Origin of the sequence: Paraburkholderia caribensis, assembly GCF_002902945.1 — a bacterium.
Lineage (GTDB): Bacteria > Pseudomonadota > Gammaproteobacteria > Burkholderiales > Burkholderiaceae > Paraburkholderia > Paraburkholderia caribensis.
Genome location: NZ_CP026102.1, coordinates 2,035,316 through 2,051,995 on the forward strand (window position 1 = coordinate 2,035,316; position 16,680 = coordinate 2,051,995).

Genomic DNA, 16,680 nt, shown 5'->3' on the forward strand with positions numbered 1-16,680 from the left:
CTCCTTCATGCTGCGACGGCATGTTTTTCGAGGCTTCTTCAGATGCGGTAGAAGCGTTCCGCATTACGCACGCAGAGCGCGTCTTTTTCCGCATCGCTCGCGCCGCCGACGATCGATGCATACGCGCGCCACAAGTCGCCATACGTTCCAAACAGCCTGTCTACTGGAAAGTTCGATGCGAACATCGCGCGCTCGACGCCGAACGTATCGATCGTTTCGAGCACGTAAGGCCGCAGGCTTTCGACTGTCCACGTGTGATCGAACATCGCCAGACCGCTGATCTTCACCGCGACGTTCGGACATTGCGCGAGCATCTTCATGCCGTCGCGCCAAGCGCGATAACCCGCGACGCTGTTGCGATCGACGAACATGCCCGTGTGATTGACGATGAACTGCGTATCGTGATGTGTGTTTGCGAGCGCAGCCGCGTCTTCCATCTGCGACGGGTAAAGCTGCACGTCGAACGACATCCCGTGCTGGCGCAGCAGCCGGAAGTTGTCTCGCCATGTCGCGTCGCGCATGAAGTGGCGGCCTACGTAGTCGTAAAATTTGTCGTGATGCACGTTGAGGATTTGCCGCACGCCGCGCGTGTTGGCGAATGCGGCATGCTGTTCGAGAACCTCGGCCGCGTTATCCGCGGAAAGATCGACGGCGGCGACGATGCCATTGGGCATCGCGTGCGAACCGGGATTGTCCGCGACGCCTTGCAGCCAGCGTGTTTCTTCGACGGGATCTTTGGGATCGTGATTGGCCTCGACGTGCACGCACTTGAGCAACTCGATGTCGCCCGCGTCATTCAGCAGATCGGCGATCAGATAGTCGTGCTTGAGCGCGCGCGCATCGCCGACGAACGACACGCCCGGGTTGGCGAGCCAAGGGTAATGATGTGTCTTCAGGTCCCACAGATGAATGTGCGGGTCGACAACTTTCATGGCGCGTCCTTCCTCGCCGGCGCGCGTGCGCGGCGAGCGTCGCGAATCAGTGGAAGGGATGCTGCAGTTCGAACACTGGAACCAGCGTTTGCTGGAGCGGCGTATGGTCGGGCGCCGTCTGCATGATGTCGGCCATGTAATCCCACCATTTGCGCATCACGGCGAGCTCGGGCAGACGCTCCATCGAATGATCGGTGTTGCGCGTCAGTATCGCGAACAAATGGTGCGTGTCTTCGTCGAGAAAGATGTGGTAATCACGGACGCCCGCGTTGTGCAGCGCATCGACGAGTTCCGACCAGATTGTCCGATGCCGGCGCTCGTACTCGTCGCGCATGCCGGGGTTCAGCACCATCCGGAAAGCGATTGTCTCCATGCCGGGCTTGTCTCCAGTGTCTTTGATCACTTGTTCTTGCCGCTCTCTGAGGTAGCGTCTTGATGCGACTATAATTCGGGCGTCGATAGCATCTCAATCCGTTGTTGGGATTGGGCGATACTCAAACCGAATCGCACCGCTGATCCTCCATGAGCCAGAACGCTGCCACTGTCGCCCTCGTCAACCGGCTCAAGTTCAAGCATCTGGCGCTGCTCGTCGCGCTCGACGACGCGCGCAACGTCCATCAGGCCGCCGATGCCATCAATGTCGCGCAGCCCAGCGCGAGCCGCATGCTCGGCGACATCGAAGAGGCGCTTGGCTTTTTGCTGTTCGAACGCAACGCGCGCGGCATGCAGCCGACGCCGCTGGGCGTCGTCACGCTTGCCTATGCGCGGCGCGCGCTGGCGGATCTCACGCGTTTTGCCGAAGACCTGGACGCGAAGCGCAGGGGCGGGCATGGACAACTGACCGTGGGCGCGATCATGGGCGCCGCTCCCGATCTGCTGGCGATGGCCGTCGCCGCGCTGAAAACCGAACGGCCGTTGTTGCATGTGTGCATTCTCGGGGAAACCAGCGATCAGGTGGTGCAATTGCTGCATCGCCGCGAAGTCGATCTCGCGCTGGGGCGGTTGACGAATCCGTTGCAGCATAACGATTTCAGTTTCGAGCCGCTGGCGCGGGAGACATTGGTGCTGGTTGTGCGGGCTGTGCATCCCGTGGCTGGGCGGGCTTCTGTTTCGCTTCGCGAGTTGATGGAGTGGCCCTGGGTTGCGCAGCCTGTTACCAGTCCGGCCCGGGTTCTCTTTGAAGAGGAACTCGCCCGGGAGGGGCTTGGGACGCCGGCCAATCTTACCGAGTGTGCTTCTATATTCGCTACGCTGCAGTTGCTTGAGAATTATGATGCTGTGGCGATGTTGCCTGAGTCTGTGGTCCGCGATCATGTGCGCGGGAAGTTGCTCGTTGCGTTGCCTGTGGAGATTGGCAAGAGCCTTGCCGGGTTTGGAATCCTTACCAGGAAAGAAGAGGCTCTGGCTGAGCCTGCGCAGCGGTTTGTCGATTTGTTGCGGGTTTATTCGCGGCGACTTGTTGTTGAAGATAACCTGGCGGTTGGGGTTTGAGGTTTTTTTTTGTTATCTGTGATTGCTGGGTGGGTTGGTTTGTGTTTTCGCTGGTATCCGCCTTTTGCTTTTGCTTTTGCTTTTGCTTTTGCTTTTGCTTTCGCTGGCATCCGCGATTCGTTAGCGTGCTTCAGGCGTCGCCCCTGTGCGGGGCGGCACCTACTTTTCTTTGCCGCCGCAAAGAAAAGTAGGCAAAAGAAAGCGGCTCACACCGCCAATTCTAGTTCTTGCCTGAGGGCCCCCAAAGGGTCTTACGCTTCACACGGCAACCACGTGACCCACGTCCGTTGCCAACGCTCTAAATGAGCGCCTCACCCGCTTCACACACCCGTGTTTGAGCATGCCGCGCTAGACAGTCCGCCGCCGCCAAGGTGGCAAACTGTGTGTCGGCCCTCGGTGCTCCACACGCTTCACTCCAGACCGATAGCGCACGCGCCCCACCCGGTAAGAACGCGAAGCTATACGACGCGACAACCTACACACAGTTTGCCACCTGGGCGGCACATACCATTCGCTGCCGCTTGACCGGGTACGGGTATTCGAAGAAGGTGAGGCGTTGATTCGGAGCGTTGGCAACGGGCATTCACCGGGGCACTAGCGTGTGAAGGATGGGGACGTTGGGGGCCCGTGGACAAGAACAAGGGCTGGCGGTGTGAGCCGCTTTCTTTTGCCTACTTTTCTTTGCGGCGGCAAAGAAAAGTAGGTGCCGCCCCGCACAGGGGCGACGCCTGAAGCGAGATAACGAATCGCGGATGCCAGCGCAAACTAACAATTCCCGAATGCCAGCGCCAAAACCAAACCAAACCCAACCCAACAAACGACCAGCTACTGCAAATTCACAAACAACCCACCATCTACCAACAACGCAGCGCCAGTAACATACCTCGCCCGATCAGAAGCAAGAAACACAACACAGTCTGCGACATCCTCCGGCTGCCCAAGCCGTCCAAGCGGAATCCGCTTCTCAAAGTAAGCCTTCTTGGCATCATCGCCGAGATCATCGGCATTAAGATCAGTGGCAATCGTCCCAGGCATAACAGAATTACACCGTATGCCATAAGGCCCAAGCGCAATCGCGCAAGACTGCATCAGCGAGTGCACGCCCGCCTTGGTCGGCGTGTAATGCGTCTGCATCCCACCCCCAACAAGCGCACTGATAGAACTCGTCGCGACGATCGCACCGCCCGTGCCCTGCGCCTTCATCTGCTGCGCCGCAGCCTGCGTAACAAAAAACGCCCCATTGAGATTGACGGCAACTGTCGTCTCGAGCACATCGGCAGGCATATCGAGAAACGCATGAAACGGACAAATGCCCGCATTGCTGGCCAGCACATCAACCTTCCCGAACGCCTCGACCGTGCGCCGCACAAGCTCAGGCCCCGTCTCCTTCAACCCGACATTGCCTTCGACGGCAATCACCCGCCGCCCGAGCGATTCGATTTCACCCACCACCTCCTCGACCGCGGAACGCCGGTTATACGATGCATCGTTGTCGCCCCAGTAGTTGATCGCAACGTCGGCGCCCTCTTTCGCACACGCCACGGCAATCGCCCGCCCAATGCCGCGCGAGCCACCCGTAACGATCACCGCCTTGTCTTTCAGCAGCACATGCTTCTCCGTTCAATGTTGATAAGGCCGCTCGAGCGCACACTCGGGATTGAGCCGCACACCGAAACCCGGCGTGTCAGGCACCTTCATGCGGCCATTCACGGGCACCGGCTCGTCGAGCAGCAGCGGCGTGAACATCGGCACTACGTGATCGGCCTTCGGCGCCATCATCAGGAACTCGGCGAACGGCGAGTTGTGACGCGTGACCACAAAGTGATAGCTGTACACCGACGACCCATGCGGCACGACCATCACGTTATGCGCATCGGCGAGCGCGGAAATCTTGATCAGTTCCGTGATGCCGCCGCACCAGCCCACGTCCGGCTGGATCAGATCGCAGCAGTTCATTTCGAGCAGCATCCTGAAGCCCCAGCGCGTCGCCTCGTGCTCGCCCGTCGACACCATCATGCCGCGCGGCACGTTGCGGCGCAGTTCGGCGTAACCCCAGTAGTCATCGGGCGACAGCGCTTCTTCAATCCACTTCAGGCCATATTCGTGCGCGGCCTTCGCCAGCTTCGTCGCGTACGTGACGTCGAGGCTCATCCAGCAGTCGTACATCAGCCAGAAATCGTCGCCGACGCGGCTGCGCATTTGCGCGAGCTTCTCGATGTTCTTCCTGAGTCCCTCCTCACCTTCCGCCGGATTGTGCTGCAACGGCAGCTTGCCGCCGATAAAGCCCATTTCCTTCGCAAGGTCGGGCCGCGCGCCCGTCGCATAGAACTGCAACTCGTCACGGACCGGGCCGCCCAATAGCTGATACACCGGCTCATTGCGCACTTTCGCGAGCAGATCCCACAGTGCCAGATCGACGCCCGAAATCGTGTTGAGCACCACGCCCTTGCGTCCGTAATAGAGGGTCGAGAAGTACATCTGATCCCACATCTTCTCGATGTCCGTCACGAGTTGTCCTTCGAGGAAGCGCGCCAGATGCTTCTCGACGATGAACGCACCGATCTCGCCGCCCGTCGTCACCGCGAAGCCGACCGTGCCGTCGCTCGCCTCGATTTCGACCACCAGCGTCCCCAGCACGTTGATGCCGAACGACTGCCGGCTTTGCCGGTACTGCGGATAACGCGCCATCGGCGTCGAGATGTGATCGTCGATCCAGTGTCCGTCGGCCTGATCGTGATAGTCCGCGCCGCCGCCGCGGACGACGAAGGCACGCACGTGCCGGATAGTGGGCATCGCCATGTTCTAGAGCTCCGTTCGTGGGTTGCGTGCGCCTCGCTTGTCAGCGGGCGCGATGAATGGGTTGCGGGAAGGCGGGCGTGTCGCGCGCCGCGTCGCGGCGCACCAGCGTGCCGATGAGCAGCGCCGCCAGCAGACTCGCCGCACCGAGCAGCAGCAGACCCGCCGAGGTCGACTGGAACGCATGCTCGGCGCTCGTGCGCAGCGTCGGCGCGATAAAGCCGCCCAGGCTGCCGAGCGAGTTGATCAACGCGATGCCGCCTGCGGCCGCCGCGCCCGTCAGGTAGCGCGTCGGAAAGGTCCAGAAGAGCGGCTGTGCGGCGATGAAGCCGCTTGCCGCGCAGCACAGCGCGGCCATCGCCAGAAGCGGACTATGCGTCGCGCCCGATACGCCGATGCCGCATCCGGCGAGCACCAGCAGCGCGACAGCCCAGCGCCGGTGCGTGCCCGTTGCGTCGGCGCGGCGCGGCACGAACCAGGTCAGCGCGAGCGCGCAGATCCAGGGCACGGCCGCCACCATGCCGACGCGCACGCCGACCGACTCGCCCATCAGCGCCGCGACCTGCTGCGGCAGATAGAAGATCACGCCGTACACGCTCATCTGGATCAGCAGATAGATTGCCGAGAACAGCAGCACGCGTTTATCGACGAGCGCCGCAAGCAGATTGCGAGGGCCGTGCGCGGACGCGGCGCGTGCATCGTCGTCGAGCGCGGCGCTCAAGGTCTTGCGCGCTTGCGGCGTGAGCCAGCGCGCGTCTTCGGGCCGATCGTCGAGATAGAAGAACGCCCATACGCCGACCACCGACGCCAGTCCGCCTTCGATCAGAAACAGCCACTGCCAGCCCGCAAGATTCAACGCCCCGTGCAACTCGAGCAGAAAGCCCGACAGCGGGCTGCCGAACATGAATGCAAGCGGTGCGCCGAAATAGAACACGCCGACGGCACGCGCACGCGCCGATTGCGGAAACCAGCGCGTCAGATAATAGATGACGCCCGGAAAGAAGCCCGCTTCGGCGACGCCGAGCAAAAAACGCAGCACATAAAACGTGGTGCTCGTGTGAGCGAGACTCATCGCCGCCGACACGAGTCCCCACGTGACCATGATCCGGCACATCCACAGCCGCGCGCCGACGCGATGCAGCAGCAGATTGCTCGGCACCTCGAACAGCGCATAGCCGACGAAGAATACGCCAGCGCCGAACGCGAATGCGGCGTTCGAGATTCCCGTGTCGTGCTGCAGGGCCTTTTGTGCAAAGCCGATGTTCGCGCGGTCGAGGAACGCGAGCACGTACATCAGCAGCAGGAACGGCAACAGCCGCCGCATGACCTGGCTGACGATGCCGTCGAGGGAGTCGCGGATTTCGGACGAGGTCCTGTTCATCATGTCTCCGTTTCGCCTTCGTGCGAAGGCCGGGCGGCATGCGTGTGCCGCCATCGTTCGTCGCTTTGTGCGTGATTGCTATCGTGTGGGTGCGAGGGGGTCTAGTAGGTTGCGCGGCCGCCCGAGAGATCGAACACGGCGCCCGTGCTGAATGCGCAGTCTTCTGACGCGAGCCACAGAATCAGCGACGCTGCCTCGTCGGGCAGCAGGAAGCGGTTCATGGGAATCTTCGACAGCATGTAGTCGATGTGTTCCTGCTTCATCGAATCGAAGATTTCGGTTTTCGCGGCTGCGGGCGTGACGGCGTTGACGAGGATGTTCTTGGTCGCGAGTTCCTTGCCTAGCGATTTGGTCAGGCCGATCAGCCCCGCTTTCGAAGCGCTGTAGTGCGATGCGTTCGGATTGCCTTCCTTGCCCGCCACCGAAGCAATATTGACAATGCGCCCGTAACCCTGCTTCAGCATCTGCGGCACGACCGCGCGGCATGCGAGATACGGACCGATCAGGTTGACGTCGATCACGCGGCGCCACAAGTCCGGTTCGAGTTCCCACGTCGTGCCGTTGCCGCCCGTGATGCCGGCGCAGTTGATCAACACGTCGATGGCGCCATGGGCGGCGAGCGTCTTGCTGACGGCGGCGTCGATCTCGGCCTCTTTGGTTTGATCGACGGTGACGGCTGTGACCTTGCCGAGTTCTCCTAGCGCTTGCGCGCTGCGCTCTAGCCGCTCCGCGTCGACATCCCAGAGCGCCACGGCCGCTCCCGAGCGCAGCGCGCGCTGGGCTACCGCATAGCCGATTCCCCGCGCGCCGCCCGTAATGACGACCACGCGGTTCTCCAGATCGATCTGATTCATCGCTGCGCTCCTCTGTTTTGATCCTGATGCGGATGTTGCTCGCGCATTTTTTGTTGGTGTTGATGTTGGGTCACGGACCCTCGGTGTACGCAATATAAAGCCGGTGGCGATTCGGGAACAATCCGACTGTTGGATGGGGTGATAACAAAAGTGAATCAGGGATGAGGCGGTGCGGCGCTTGCAGCGCGAGTTTTTGGGCTTTGCGATGGCAGTGGCGTTGTGGCTTTGTGGGGTATGCGTTTGTTGTTCGGGGTTGTGGTTTTTGCCGTGCGGTGTTCCGGGTTCTGCGCTGGCATCCGCGTTACGTTAGCTCGCTTCAAGCGTCGCCCCTGTGCGGGGCGGCACCTACTTTTCTTTGCCGCCGCAAAGAAAAGTAGGCAAAAGAAAGCGGCTCACACCGCCAATTCTTGACGTTTACCCACGGGCCCCCAACGTCCCCACGCTTCACACGCCAGCCATTCTGTTCACGCGCGTTGCCAACGCGCTGAATAAGCGCCTCACCCACTTCAAATACCCGTACCCGGTCAAGCGGCAGCGAATGGTATGTGCCGCCCAGGTGGCAAACTGTGTGTAGGTTGCCGCGTCGTATAGCTCGGCGCTCTTACAAGGCGGGATGCGTGCGCTATCGGTCCGGAGTGGTGCACGTATGGCGCGAAAGCCGACACACAGTTTGCCACCTGGGCGGCGGTCGACTGTCTGGCGCGGCATGCTGAAACGCGGGGATATGAAGCGGGTGAGGCGCTCATTCAGAGCGTTAGCAACGAACGTGGGTCACGTGATTGCCGTGTGAAGTGTAAGAACCTTTGGGGGCCCTCAGGCAAGAACTAGAATTGGCGGTGTGAGCCGCTTTCTTTTGCCTACTTTTCTTTGCGGCGGCAAAGAAAAGTAGGTGCCGCCCCGCACAGGGGCGACGCGTGAAGCACGCTAACAATTCGCGGATGCCAGCGAAAGCAAAAGCAATTCCCGAATACCACCACAAAGGCAAAAAACCGAAAACGCACGCCCTCGTTCAAGGGCCCTTAGCCCGCAACAACTCCTCCGTATCGATTCTCCGCACTTCCCCATGCCGCGCCTCGACGGCCTTCACGAGATCATACGTACCGCCCGGCCCGTCGCCGCGCTTACCGTCCCACACACACAGCAACCGAAGCACATTCGCGCGAACACTCTCGGCATCCGACAACATCAGCAAATTGTTGCGCGTGAACGCATCGTCGCCCGGCGCCAAAGGCCCCAACACATCATCGGCAAAAATACACCCCGTCGCTTCAGTCACGCGACGATACAGCGCCACCCACCGCTCCCCGCCCGTCGCGACCGATCGCTCGATGAAAGTCCCTTCATCGAAAGGCAGATAGACCCGCAGCGTCACGCCCCGGTCGAGCGCGGCGCTCGCGAACAGCAGATCGCCGCCGCACGCGGCACTGCACAGTCCAATGTCCCCCGCGCCCGCGCCTATCGCGTCCAGTTCGCCCGCAATGGCCCGCGCGACCAATTCCTCGAGACGCGCAGGGAACCGCTCGGAAGCGCGCCCTGGCGCATCGATCATATGGCCGCAAAAGAGCACGACCTGGTTTGCACTGGCACCCGTCATCCAAGTTCACCTCGTTCCGTTGCGCGCGGCACCGCGCCATCACCCACCATGCAACGCTAACAGGACACGGCGCGCTCTGCTTTAATAAAAGAGCATTTGAATTGCAGGATCGGCTCGCCGTTCAACCCGATGAGGGAGGAATCGTTCGATGCGGCCCATTTTCATCAGTTACCGGCGCGAGGATACGGAAGGCCAGGCTGGCCGCCTGTTCGAATCGTTGCGCGAAGTGTTCGGCGAACACACCGTCTTCATGGACGTTGCAACGATCGAGCCGGGCGCCGACTTCCGGCGCGCAATCGAGACCAACATCGACAAGTGCGCCGTACTGCTCGCGCTGATCGGACGGACCTGGCTCACCGTCACAGACCGGGAAGGCAAACGGCGCATCGACAATCCAAACGACTTCGTGCGGCTCGAAACGTCGTCGGCGCTCAAGCGCGACGTGACCGTGATACCCGTGCTGGTGCAAGGCGCGACGATGCCGCAGGAAGCCGATCTGCCCGCCGAAATCAAGGACCTCGCCTACCGCAATGCCTTCGAGCTGACACACGCACGCTGGGACAGCGACGTGGAGCTGCTGATCCGGACCTTGCGCGCGCGCGCAGTCGACGCCCCCGGCGAGCCCGCCTCCGCCGCCACGCCGCACGCAATACCCAGCCCGAACGCAAACGCGGGCAAAGGTCACGCGCGCATATGGACGATCGGCGGCGCGGTCGCGGCCGTCGCCCTGATGGGCGCAGTCGTATTGAAGATCTCAGGGTCTGCTCACGAGGCAAAAGCGAACCCGGCTATTGTCGCATCGGAGCCCGTCCCGGCGACGACGGCGACGACGCCCGGCAATCAGGCGGGCAAAGGCGATCAGATGGTGTCGAAGAAGGCTTTGCAGCGGGCCGCGCACGATCGCGGCGCGTGCGTCAAGCCGTTCGTCTGGCGCCAGGCGCAACCCCGCGACAAGGTGTGCGTGACGCCCGACACGCAATCGCGCATCCTCGCCGAAAACCGCGCCGCCTCGGACAACCGCATGCCGAACGGCGGCGCCTATGGGCCGGACACCTGCAAGCAGGGCTTCGTATGGCGCGCGGCGTTCGACGGCGACACCGTGTGCGTGACGCCCGAATCGCGGCAGATGACGGCCGACGACAATATGCTCGGCGCACGGCGAATCGTGCCGTTGCCGCAGTAAGCGCGCGCGCCGGTTTCTCCGAAGGAAAAAAAAGCCCCGGATTCTTTCGAATCCGGGGCCAATCCCATGTCAAGGAGTTCTCATGGAGGAGACGGTTTCATCTTAGCGCCCGCCCGTCCCCGTTCCAACGAAGCCTTTTGCACAAGCAATCCACGCCGCCGCGCGCAGCCGATAACCCTTTCGCCGTTATATCGTTAGAACAAAAAGTCGTTTCCCGCTGGTACGATCGGTCACTAACATGGCGGTTCAGGTCCAGAGGCCCGTTCGCATGGGACACGCCACAGGCGTCGAACATGCATCCGGCCGGCCGCCACTGCAGCAAGGAGCTTGAAGTTGACCCGTTTCGACCAGAACCGCCGCCCGCTCGTGATCGGCATCGGCGGCACCACGCGCGCTGCATCGTCTACTGAGCGCGCGCTCGGCTTTGCGCTGCGCGGCGCGGAACAGGCGGGCGCACGTACGCGTCTGTTTGGCGGCACAATCCTGCACAGCCTGCCGCACTATGCGCCCGAAAGCACCCAACGCACCGACGAACAGATCGAGTTGATCGAGGCCGTGCGTCACGCCGACGCGCTCATCATCGCGACACCCGGTTATCACGGCGGCGTGTCCGGCCTCGTGAAAAATGCGCTCGACACGCTCGAAGAACTGCGTGCCGACGAGCGCCCGTACCTCGACGGCCGCGCGGTCGGCTGCATCGTCACCGCATATGGGTGGCAGGCGGCGGGCTCGGTGCTGACGTCGCTGCGCTCCATCGTGCATGCGTTGCGCGGCTGGCCAACGCCGTTCGGCGCGGGCATCAACACGCTCGAAACGCGTTTCGAATCCGCCGATACCTGCTCCGATCCGAAGGTGGTCGAACAGCTGTCGATAGTCGGCCAGCAGGCCTCGCAATTCGCGCTCGCGTTCCGCTCGCATCACGCCTCACATCACGCGGACGGCGCCGGCGCGGCCTCCGCCACGCCGGCGAGCGACGCCGACGACACGCGACCCAAGCGCGTTCTCGCACTGGCGAACTGATTCGCCGCCTCCGCACGCGCAATGCCATGTGCCGCATCCAGACGGCGCCCGGCATTGCGCGTGCGCGTCAACGCTGCGTCAACGCTTCTTCACGCTCACGCCGCCCGCTCATACCATGCAGCCGCAGTGTCTCGCTGCGTGCGCTGGCCAACACGCGCGGCGACGCGATCGTGGTCAAAACAACAGACCGGCCGCCCCCGCCGCCGCATGATCGCGACAACGCACGCGATAACGCCTCATCCAGATCCCCGCAGACCGTTCCCTGGCCGCCCGTGATTTGCTTGCGACGAATGATTGGTTCACGCGCTCCACGGCCCAGCCTACGCTAGTCCCTGCCCGCTTCGATTAACTGATCGCCGTGCTGCGCGCCATTCGTCGCGGGGAGGCGATCGAACATGAAACAGATGAACAGACATATCCGCTACAAGGGCTACGAAGTGGCCCCCGCTGCACAGCGCCTGCCCAACGGGCTCTTCGCAGCGAACCTCACCATCGAGAAAGCCACGGCCGCCAGCGGCGGACACGCCTACTCGTTCGACGCGCTCGACTATTTCTTTGACGAAGAGCACGCGCTTGCGTATGCGTTCCGTTGGGGCCGGCTCTGGATCGACAGCCATCAGTAAGCACGCAGGCCCATTGCAATTTTTGACGGCACGCAGCGCGTAAAGACGTCCCGCAGCACGGCGCATGCCCGCTCGACGCCACAAATTGACGGGTTATGACAGAATAGGCGGAATAACTAGCCACGTTTCCGCCTGACATGTCAGACACCCTGGTAACAGAAGCAGAGGCCGCTCACGATCACGCGCTGCGCAACTGGACCTTCGATGGCCACGCACGCATGCGGGTCGGCTCCGACGAACACAAGCAGATGTTCTGCCGGATGCTTCTAGAAACGCATAACCCTTACAAGCCAGCCGTTATCGACTGGCCGCAATTGCCGCCCGATGCGCTCAAGCGCATCACGTCCCTGCCGATCTGGGACATCGCCGTGCAGACGGAAGGCCGCGCGTCGATTCGCGTCGCCACATATGCCGCGCAGGTGCAGGACCCGCTGATCCGCGAAGCGATCGAAATGGACGCGGCTGAAGAGGCGCGCCACAAGCACGTTTTGTCGCGCCTGGTCGCCGCCTACGGCATCGAGCTCGCGCCCGAACCGCAGTATCCCGCCCCCCGCGACGCCGAATGGGCGTGGATGTTCACGGGCTACAGCGAGTGCATCGACAGTTTCTTCGCGTTCGGGCTGTTCCGCTCCGCGCAGCTGTCGGGCTATTTCCCGGAAGAACTGGTCGAAACCTTCGAGCCCGTGATTCAGGAAGAAGCGCGCCACATTCTCTTTTTCGTCAACTGGGTCGCCTGGTATCGCCGCACGATGCCGTGGTGGCGCCGGCCGTGGCACTCGCTGCGCGTCGGCGCGATCTGGGTCAAGCTGATCTGGGACCGCGTCGCGATTGCGAAGGGCATCGACTCGGACGGCGTCGCGCACGACTCGAACTTCCTGCCCGCCAATAGCTCGACGATCGGCCAGGCACTCTCGACGCGTCAGCTGATCGAACTCTGTCTCCAGGAAAACGACCAACGGATGGCCGGCTACGACAAGCGGCTAGTCCGTCCGGCGCTCGTTCCCGCGCTCGCGCGCCTCGCGCTGCGCCTGATGCGCAAGTAGGCCGCCGCAGGCGCGAGCAGCGGCACGATTGCTGAAGCACATCGGCGAGCCGCGCGCGGGCGCACTTACGACACGTATCAATCCAGGGAGACAGACCACATGCATTGGACCGTCGATGAGCAACTCGCGCTGAGCGCAACGCAGGCCGTTGCCGCCATCCAGTCCGGCCGGCTCGACGCACTCGACTACGTCGCAACCCTGCTCGCGCGCGCCGCAGCACTCGATACGCTCAACGCGTTCACCGCCATCGACATGGAAGGCGCGCTCGCCGCCGCGAAGCGCATCGACGCGCTCCCGCCCGACGAAAAAGCCCGGCTACCGCTCGCGGGCCTGCCCGTCGTCATCAAGGACAACATCAACACGGCGGGTCTGCTGACCTCGGCGGGCACGCCCGCGCTCAACGGGTTCAAGCCGAAAACGGACGCGCCCTCCGTGCGCAAGCTGATCGACGCGGGCGCGATCGTGCTCGGCAAGACCAACATGCACGAACTCGCGTTCGGCATCACGAGCGCGAATCTGTCCCCGCATGCGGGCGTCGTGCGCAATCCTTACGACCCGTCGCTGATCGCGGGCGGCTCGTCAGGCGGCACAGCCGTCGCCGTCGCCGCGCGCGTGTGCCCTGCCGGCCTCGGCAGCGACACGGGCGGTTCGACGCGCATTCCCGCCGCGCTCACGGGGATTGCCGGCTTCCGCCCGTCGGTGGGCAACGGCGGCGCCGAGCGCCGCTATCACGACCCGCATGCCGTCGTCCCGATCAGCCACACGCGCGATACCGTCGGGCCGATGGCACGCACGGTCGCCGACGTCGCGCTGCTCGACGGCGTGATTACGGGCGATACCGCGCTGCCCGACGTGCCGTTGCCGGCGCTGCGCATCGGCTTGCCCGAACCGCTGTGGGCCGATCTCGAAGGCGCGACGGAAGACGTCGCACGCGCCGCGCTGACGACGCTCGCTGCCGCGGGCGTCACGTTCGTGCCCGTCGCGATGCCCGACCTGCTGCGGCTGAACGAGCAAACGGGCGGTCCGATCGCGATCCACGAAGCGCTCGACGACGTGCGCGACTACCTCGTCGCCAACGATGCGCCCGTCCGGACGGTCGGCGAGCTCGCGGCGCGCATCGCCAGCCCGGACGTGCGCAATATCTACGACGTCGTGCTGGCGGGCGCGCTGGCGCAGCACTATGCCGACGCGATGAACACGTGGCGTCCGCAATTGCAACGGCATTATGCGGACACGTTCGCGGCCGAACGCCTCGACGCACTGCTTTTTCCGACCACACGCCTTGCCGCCGTGCCGATCGACGAAGTGAACGGCTCGTCCGTCGTGTCGATCGACGGCGCGCCCGCCATCGACGAAATGACCGCCTATCTGCGCAATACCGATCCCGCCAGCAACGCCGGCATCCCGGGCCTGTCGCTGCCCGCCGGCCTGACGCAGGACGGCTTGCCCGTAGGCATCGAACTGGATGGACCGCTTGGCAGCGACCGCCGGCTGCTTGCCATCGGCATTGCGTTCGAAGCGCTGCTCGGCGCGGTCCCCGCCCCGACTATCTGACGCCTCATGATCCGACCACGCATCAGGCACCTCGCGGCGCTCGCCGTCGCGCTGTGCACGTCCGGCTGTGCGCTCATCGCCGCCGCCGATCCCAACGCGCTCTGGAAGATCGTCGATCACCAGTGCGTGCCCGCCGCGCGCGCGTCGGGCGGCGCGGGCTTCTGCACGGCCGTCAATCTGCCCGGACGCTACGCGATCCTCAAGGACATCAACGGCAACACGCAATATTTGCTGATTCCGACGGACCGCGTGGCGGGCATCGAGAGCCCGAGCGTGCTCGCCGCCGATGCGCCCGACTACTGGGCCGACGCGTGGGCCGCGCGGCAGTACGTCGGATCGCGCATCGGCCTGACGTTTCCGCCCGATCAGCTCGGCCTCGAAATCAACTCGCAGTTCCGCCGCACGCAGAACCAGTTGCATATTCATATGGACTGCATGCAGGACGACATCATCAAGGACCTCGCGCGCTTTCGCACCATCGAGCCGGGCCAGTGGCACTGGACGAAGCTCGACGGCAGCGCGTACCGCGTGATGCGCGTGCTGTCGCTGACGGGCGACAACGACCCGTTCCGCATCGTCGCACGCGACCGGCAAGGCAGTGACGCGATGGCGCAGCAGACCATCCTCGTGACGGGCGCGGGGCCGAAGGACAGCGACGGCTGGCTGGTCGTCAACAGCGGCCTGGAACTCGACGACGGCAGCGGCACGGCGGAGGGCATGCTCGATCACGCGTGCAGAATCGGCATGCATCGGTAAAAGCGCTGAGCATTTGTTCAATTCGCCCGTATAACGGGAGCCAAATCCGCTTTACTCACAAGCTTTGCCGAACAAATTGGTTCGGCGACGGCGGATGCGCCTTTAGGATCGGTGAACTGCAATACGACCGATCCGCCGATGTCTTTCTATCTCGACGACGCACAACGCCACGCGCTCACGCAACGCCGCAACAGCTTCACATGGCGCACCGAATGGCCGACGTGGCTCCTGATCGGGGCGATCTACGGCGGATGGTTTTTCATCGCGAGCCACGCGCGCGGGTTGGGTCTGAGCATTGCGATTCCGCTGCTCGCCGTGTTCAGCGCGTGGTACATGTCGCTGCAGCATGAACTGCTGCACGGGCATCCGACGCGCTCACCGTTCGTCAACGGACTGATCGGGTTTGCGCCGCTCGCCGTGTGGTTTCCGTATCGGGTGTATCGCGATCTGCATTTGCAGCATCACGACGATGCGCATCTGACGCATCCCGAAGTCGATCCTGAAAGTTATTTTGTTAGTCGCGAGGCCTGGCGGCAGGCGGGGATGCTCACCCGTGTGCTGCTGATTGCGCGGAATACTTTCGCGGGGCGGCTGTTGCTCGGGCCGGCGTTTTCGATTGCGGCGACGTCGACGCAGGCGTTGCGGAAGGTTGCCCGGGGTGATTGGGCTGATGTGCCTGCGTGGGCGGCGCATATTGCGGCGCTTGTTGTGCTCGCTGTCTGGCTTGATCGTCAGTGCGGGATTGCGCCTTGGCTGTTTATCGCGGGGGTCGGGTATCCGGCGCTGGCGTTGAGTTCCGTGCGTTCGTTTCAGGAGCATCGCGATGCGGAGTTGCATGAGCATCGATCGGTGATCAACGAGGCTGCGTGGTGCTGGCGTCTACTGTTTCTGAATAATAACTACCATCTGGTTCATCACGACTTGCCGCATGTGCCGTGGTTTGCCCTGCGGAAAGTTTATGACGCGTCCCGGCAGCAATATATAGAGCGCTCGGGAGGATTTCTGGTAAAGGGCTATAGCGAGTGGTTGAGACGTTATTCGTTCGCCAGGATCGCGCATCCGGTTTATGGAGACCCGTCCGGTTTGATCTGGGACAGTCCGTTCGCTTCCGATCAGTTCGCGGGTAAATTACGGGTGAAATCTATGCGAGTTGTCCGTCGAGGAGAACTCCACGAGGCCGACCTGCCCGCGGTTGCTGAACGCCAAACCGCAAGACAGATCCTATAAGATTCGCGACCGCGATTCCATGTATCAACGGGTGTCGGTCTCGGGTTCGAAGGTATGGAGATCTGACTACCGAACTGACCGAATCCGGAAATTCGCTAATTGCGATGACGAAGCTCGTGTACTGCGTAGCTAGCTGCAAGGACGCCGACTAGTATCGCCGCTACCGACACCGACTCGGTGAACTGTCCAGCTGACGCCGAAAACTTCGCGTCACACCAGAGCCCCA

General features: G+C 62.8%; 15 protein-coding genes. 8 read left to right on the forward strand and 7 right to left on the reverse strand.

The genetic code is table 11. From position 1 onward, the window contains the following. Positions 1 to 38: 38 nt before the first annotated feature. On the reverse strand, positions 39 to 932 hold the full coding sequence (locus C2L66_RS25680; protein WP_060605719.1) for an amidohydrolase family protein: 894 nt from the start codon (positions 930 to 932) through the stop codon (positions 39 to 41). A gap of 46 nt (positions 933 to 978) precedes the next feature. After that, complete coding sequence (locus C2L66_RS25685) at positions 979 to 1,305, reverse strand: L-rhamnose mutarotase (RefSeq protein WP_060605717.1); 327 nt, start codon at positions 1,303 to 1,305, stop codon at positions 979 to 981. Between the two features lie 149 nt (positions 1,306 to 1,454). Here C2L66_RS25685 and C2L66_RS25690 point away from each other — a divergent pair, with 149 nt between their 5' ends. After that, positions 1,455 to 2,423, forward strand: coding sequence for a LysR family transcriptional regulator (locus C2L66_RS25690; protein ID WP_054930789.1), 969 nt, complete (start codon positions 1,455 to 1,457; stop codon positions 2,421 to 2,423). Positions 2,424 to 3,248: 825 nt separating this feature from the next. Here C2L66_RS25690 and C2L66_RS25695 read toward each other — a convergent pair. From C2L66_RS25695 to C2L66_RS25715, 5 genes are all read right to left on the reverse strand, one after another. Continuing rightward, complete coding sequence (locus tag C2L66_RS25695; protein WP_060605714.1) at positions 3,249 to 4,031, reverse strand: SDR family NAD(P)-dependent oxidoreductase; 783 nt, start codon at positions 4,029 to 4,031, stop codon at positions 3,249 to 3,251. Between the two features lie 12 nt (positions 4,032 to 4,043). Continuing rightward, the gene (rhmD, locus tag C2L66_RS25700; RefSeq protein ID WP_060605711.1) at positions 4,044 to 5,222 is read right to left on the reverse strand and encodes an L-rhamnonate dehydratase; all 1,179 of its coding nucleotides are present in this window, start codon (positions 5,220 to 5,222) and stop codon (positions 4,044 to 4,046) included. Positions 5,223 to 5,262: 40 nt separating this feature from the next. After that, positions 5,263 to 6,600: an MFS transporter gene (locus C2L66_RS25705; RefSeq protein ID WP_060607183.1), complete on the reverse strand. Its 1,338-nt coding sequence runs from the start codon at positions 6,598 to 6,600 to the stop codon at positions 5,263 to 5,265. Positions 6,601 to 6,701: 101 nt separating this feature from the next. Further along, positions 6,702 to 7,454, reverse strand: coding sequence for an SDR family NAD(P)-dependent oxidoreductase (locus C2L66_RS25710; RefSeq protein ID WP_054933870.1), 753 nt, complete (start codon positions 7,452 to 7,454; stop codon positions 6,702 to 6,704). A gap of 1,009 nt (positions 7,455 to 8,463) precedes the next feature. Further along, the gene (locus tag C2L66_RS25715; RefSeq protein WP_062916979.1) at positions 8,464 to 9,048 is read right to left on the reverse strand and encodes a hypothetical protein; all 585 of its coding nucleotides are present in this window, start codon (positions 9,046 to 9,048) and stop codon (positions 8,464 to 8,466) included. 148 nt (positions 9,049 to 9,196) lie between these two features. On the opposite strand from C2L66_RS25715, the gene C2L66_RS25720 reads away from it, so the two are divergent. The 7 genes from C2L66_RS25720 (at position 9,197) to C2L66_RS25750 (ending at position 16,454) form a co-directional block, all read left to right on the forward strand. Further along, positions 9,197 to 10,231, forward strand: coding sequence for a toll/interleukin-1 receptor domain-containing protein (locus C2L66_RS25720; protein WP_060605705.1), 1,035 nt, complete (start codon positions 9,197 to 9,199; stop codon positions 10,229 to 10,231). Between the two features lie 333 nt (positions 10,232 to 10,564). Next, positions 10,565 to 11,251, forward strand: coding sequence for an NADPH-dependent FMN reductase (locus C2L66_RS25725; protein ID WP_060607181.1), 687 nt, complete (start codon positions 10,565 to 10,567; stop codon positions 11,249 to 11,251). Between the two features lie 404 nt (positions 11,252 to 11,655). After that, positions 11,656 to 11,874, forward strand: a complete 219-nt coding sequence (locus C2L66_RS25730) for a hypothetical protein (protein WP_009769690.1) — start codon at positions 11,656 to 11,658, stop codon at positions 11,872 to 11,874. Between the two features lie 137 nt (positions 11,875 to 12,011). Next, positions 12,012 to 12,917 (forward strand): hypothetical protein, encoded by a 906-nt coding sequence (locus C2L66_RS25735; RefSeq protein WP_054933861.1) that lies wholly within the window; start codon positions 12,012 to 12,014, stop codon positions 12,915 to 12,917. 99 nt (positions 12,918 to 13,016) lie between these two features. Next, positions 13,017 to 14,471: an indoleacetamide hydrolase gene (iaaH, locus tag C2L66_RS25740; protein ID WP_060605702.1), complete on the forward strand. Its 1,455-nt coding sequence runs from the start codon at positions 13,017 to 13,019 to the stop codon at positions 14,469 to 14,471. Between the two features lie 6 nt (positions 14,472 to 14,477). Beyond that, positions 14,478 to 15,227 (forward strand): CDP-diacylglycerol diphosphatase, encoded by a 750-nt coding sequence (locus tag C2L66_RS25745; RefSeq protein WP_054933859.1) that lies wholly within the window; start codon positions 14,478 to 14,480, stop codon positions 15,225 to 15,227. Positions 15,228 to 15,365: 138 nt separating this feature from the next. Next, on the forward strand, positions 15,366 to 16,454 hold the full coding sequence (locus C2L66_RS25750) for a fatty acid desaturase (RefSeq protein ID WP_060607178.1): 1,089 nt from the start codon (positions 15,366 to 15,368) through the stop codon (positions 16,452 to 16,454). The last annotated feature ends 226 nt before the right edge of the window (positions 16,455 to 16,680 follow it).

Excerpts from the sequence above, each read along its gene's own strand:
- C2L66_RS25680 (WP_060605719.1), bottom strand. The coding sequence starts at position 932 with ATGAAAGTTGTCGACCCGCACATTCATCTGTGGGACCTGAAGACACAT.
- C2L66_RS25685 (WP_060605717.1), bottom strand. The coding sequence starts at position 1,305 with ATGGAGACAATCGCTTTCCGGATGGTGCTGAACCCCGGCATGCGCGAC.
- C2L66_RS25690 (WP_054930789.1), top strand. The coding sequence starts at position 1,455 with ATGAGCCAGAACGCTGCCACTGTCGCCCTCGTCAACCGGCTCAAGTTC.
- rhmD (WP_060605711.1), bottom strand. The coding sequence starts at position 5,222 with ATGGCGATGCCCACTATCCGGCACGTGCGTGCCTTCGTCGTCCGCGGC.
- C2L66_RS25705 (WP_060607183.1), bottom strand. The coding sequence starts at position 6,600 with ATGAACAGGACCTCGTCCGAAATCCGCGACTCCCTCGACGGCATCGTC.
- C2L66_RS25710 (WP_054933870.1), bottom strand. The coding sequence starts at position 7,454 with ATGAATCAGATCGATCTGGAGAACCGCGTGGTCGTCATTACGGGCGGC.
- C2L66_RS25715 (WP_062916979.1), bottom strand. The coding sequence starts at position 9,048 with ATGACGGGTGCCAGTGCAAACCAGGTCGTGCTCTTTTGCGGCCATATG.
- C2L66_RS25720 (WP_060605705.1), top strand. The coding sequence starts at position 9,197 with ATGCGGCCCATTTTCATCAGTTACCGGCGCGAGGATACGGAAGGCCAG.
- C2L66_RS25730 (WP_009769690.1), top strand. The coding sequence starts at position 11,656 with ATGAACAGACATATCCGCTACAAGGGCTACGAAGTGGCCCCCGCTGCA.
- C2L66_RS25735 (WP_054933861.1), top strand. The coding sequence starts at position 12,012 with ATGTCAGACACCCTGGTAACAGAAGCAGAGGCCGCTCACGATCACGCG.
- iaaH (WP_060605702.1), top strand. The coding sequence starts at position 13,017 with ATGCATTGGACCGTCGATGAGCAACTCGCGCTGAGCGCAACGCAGGCC.
- C2L66_RS25745 (WP_054933859.1), top strand. The coding sequence starts at position 14,478 with ATGATCCGACCACGCATCAGGCACCTCGCGGCGCTCGCCGTCGCGCTG.
- C2L66_RS25750 (WP_060607178.1), top strand. The coding sequence starts at position 15,366 with ATGTCTTTCTATCTCGACGACGCACAACGCCACGCGCTCACGCAACGC.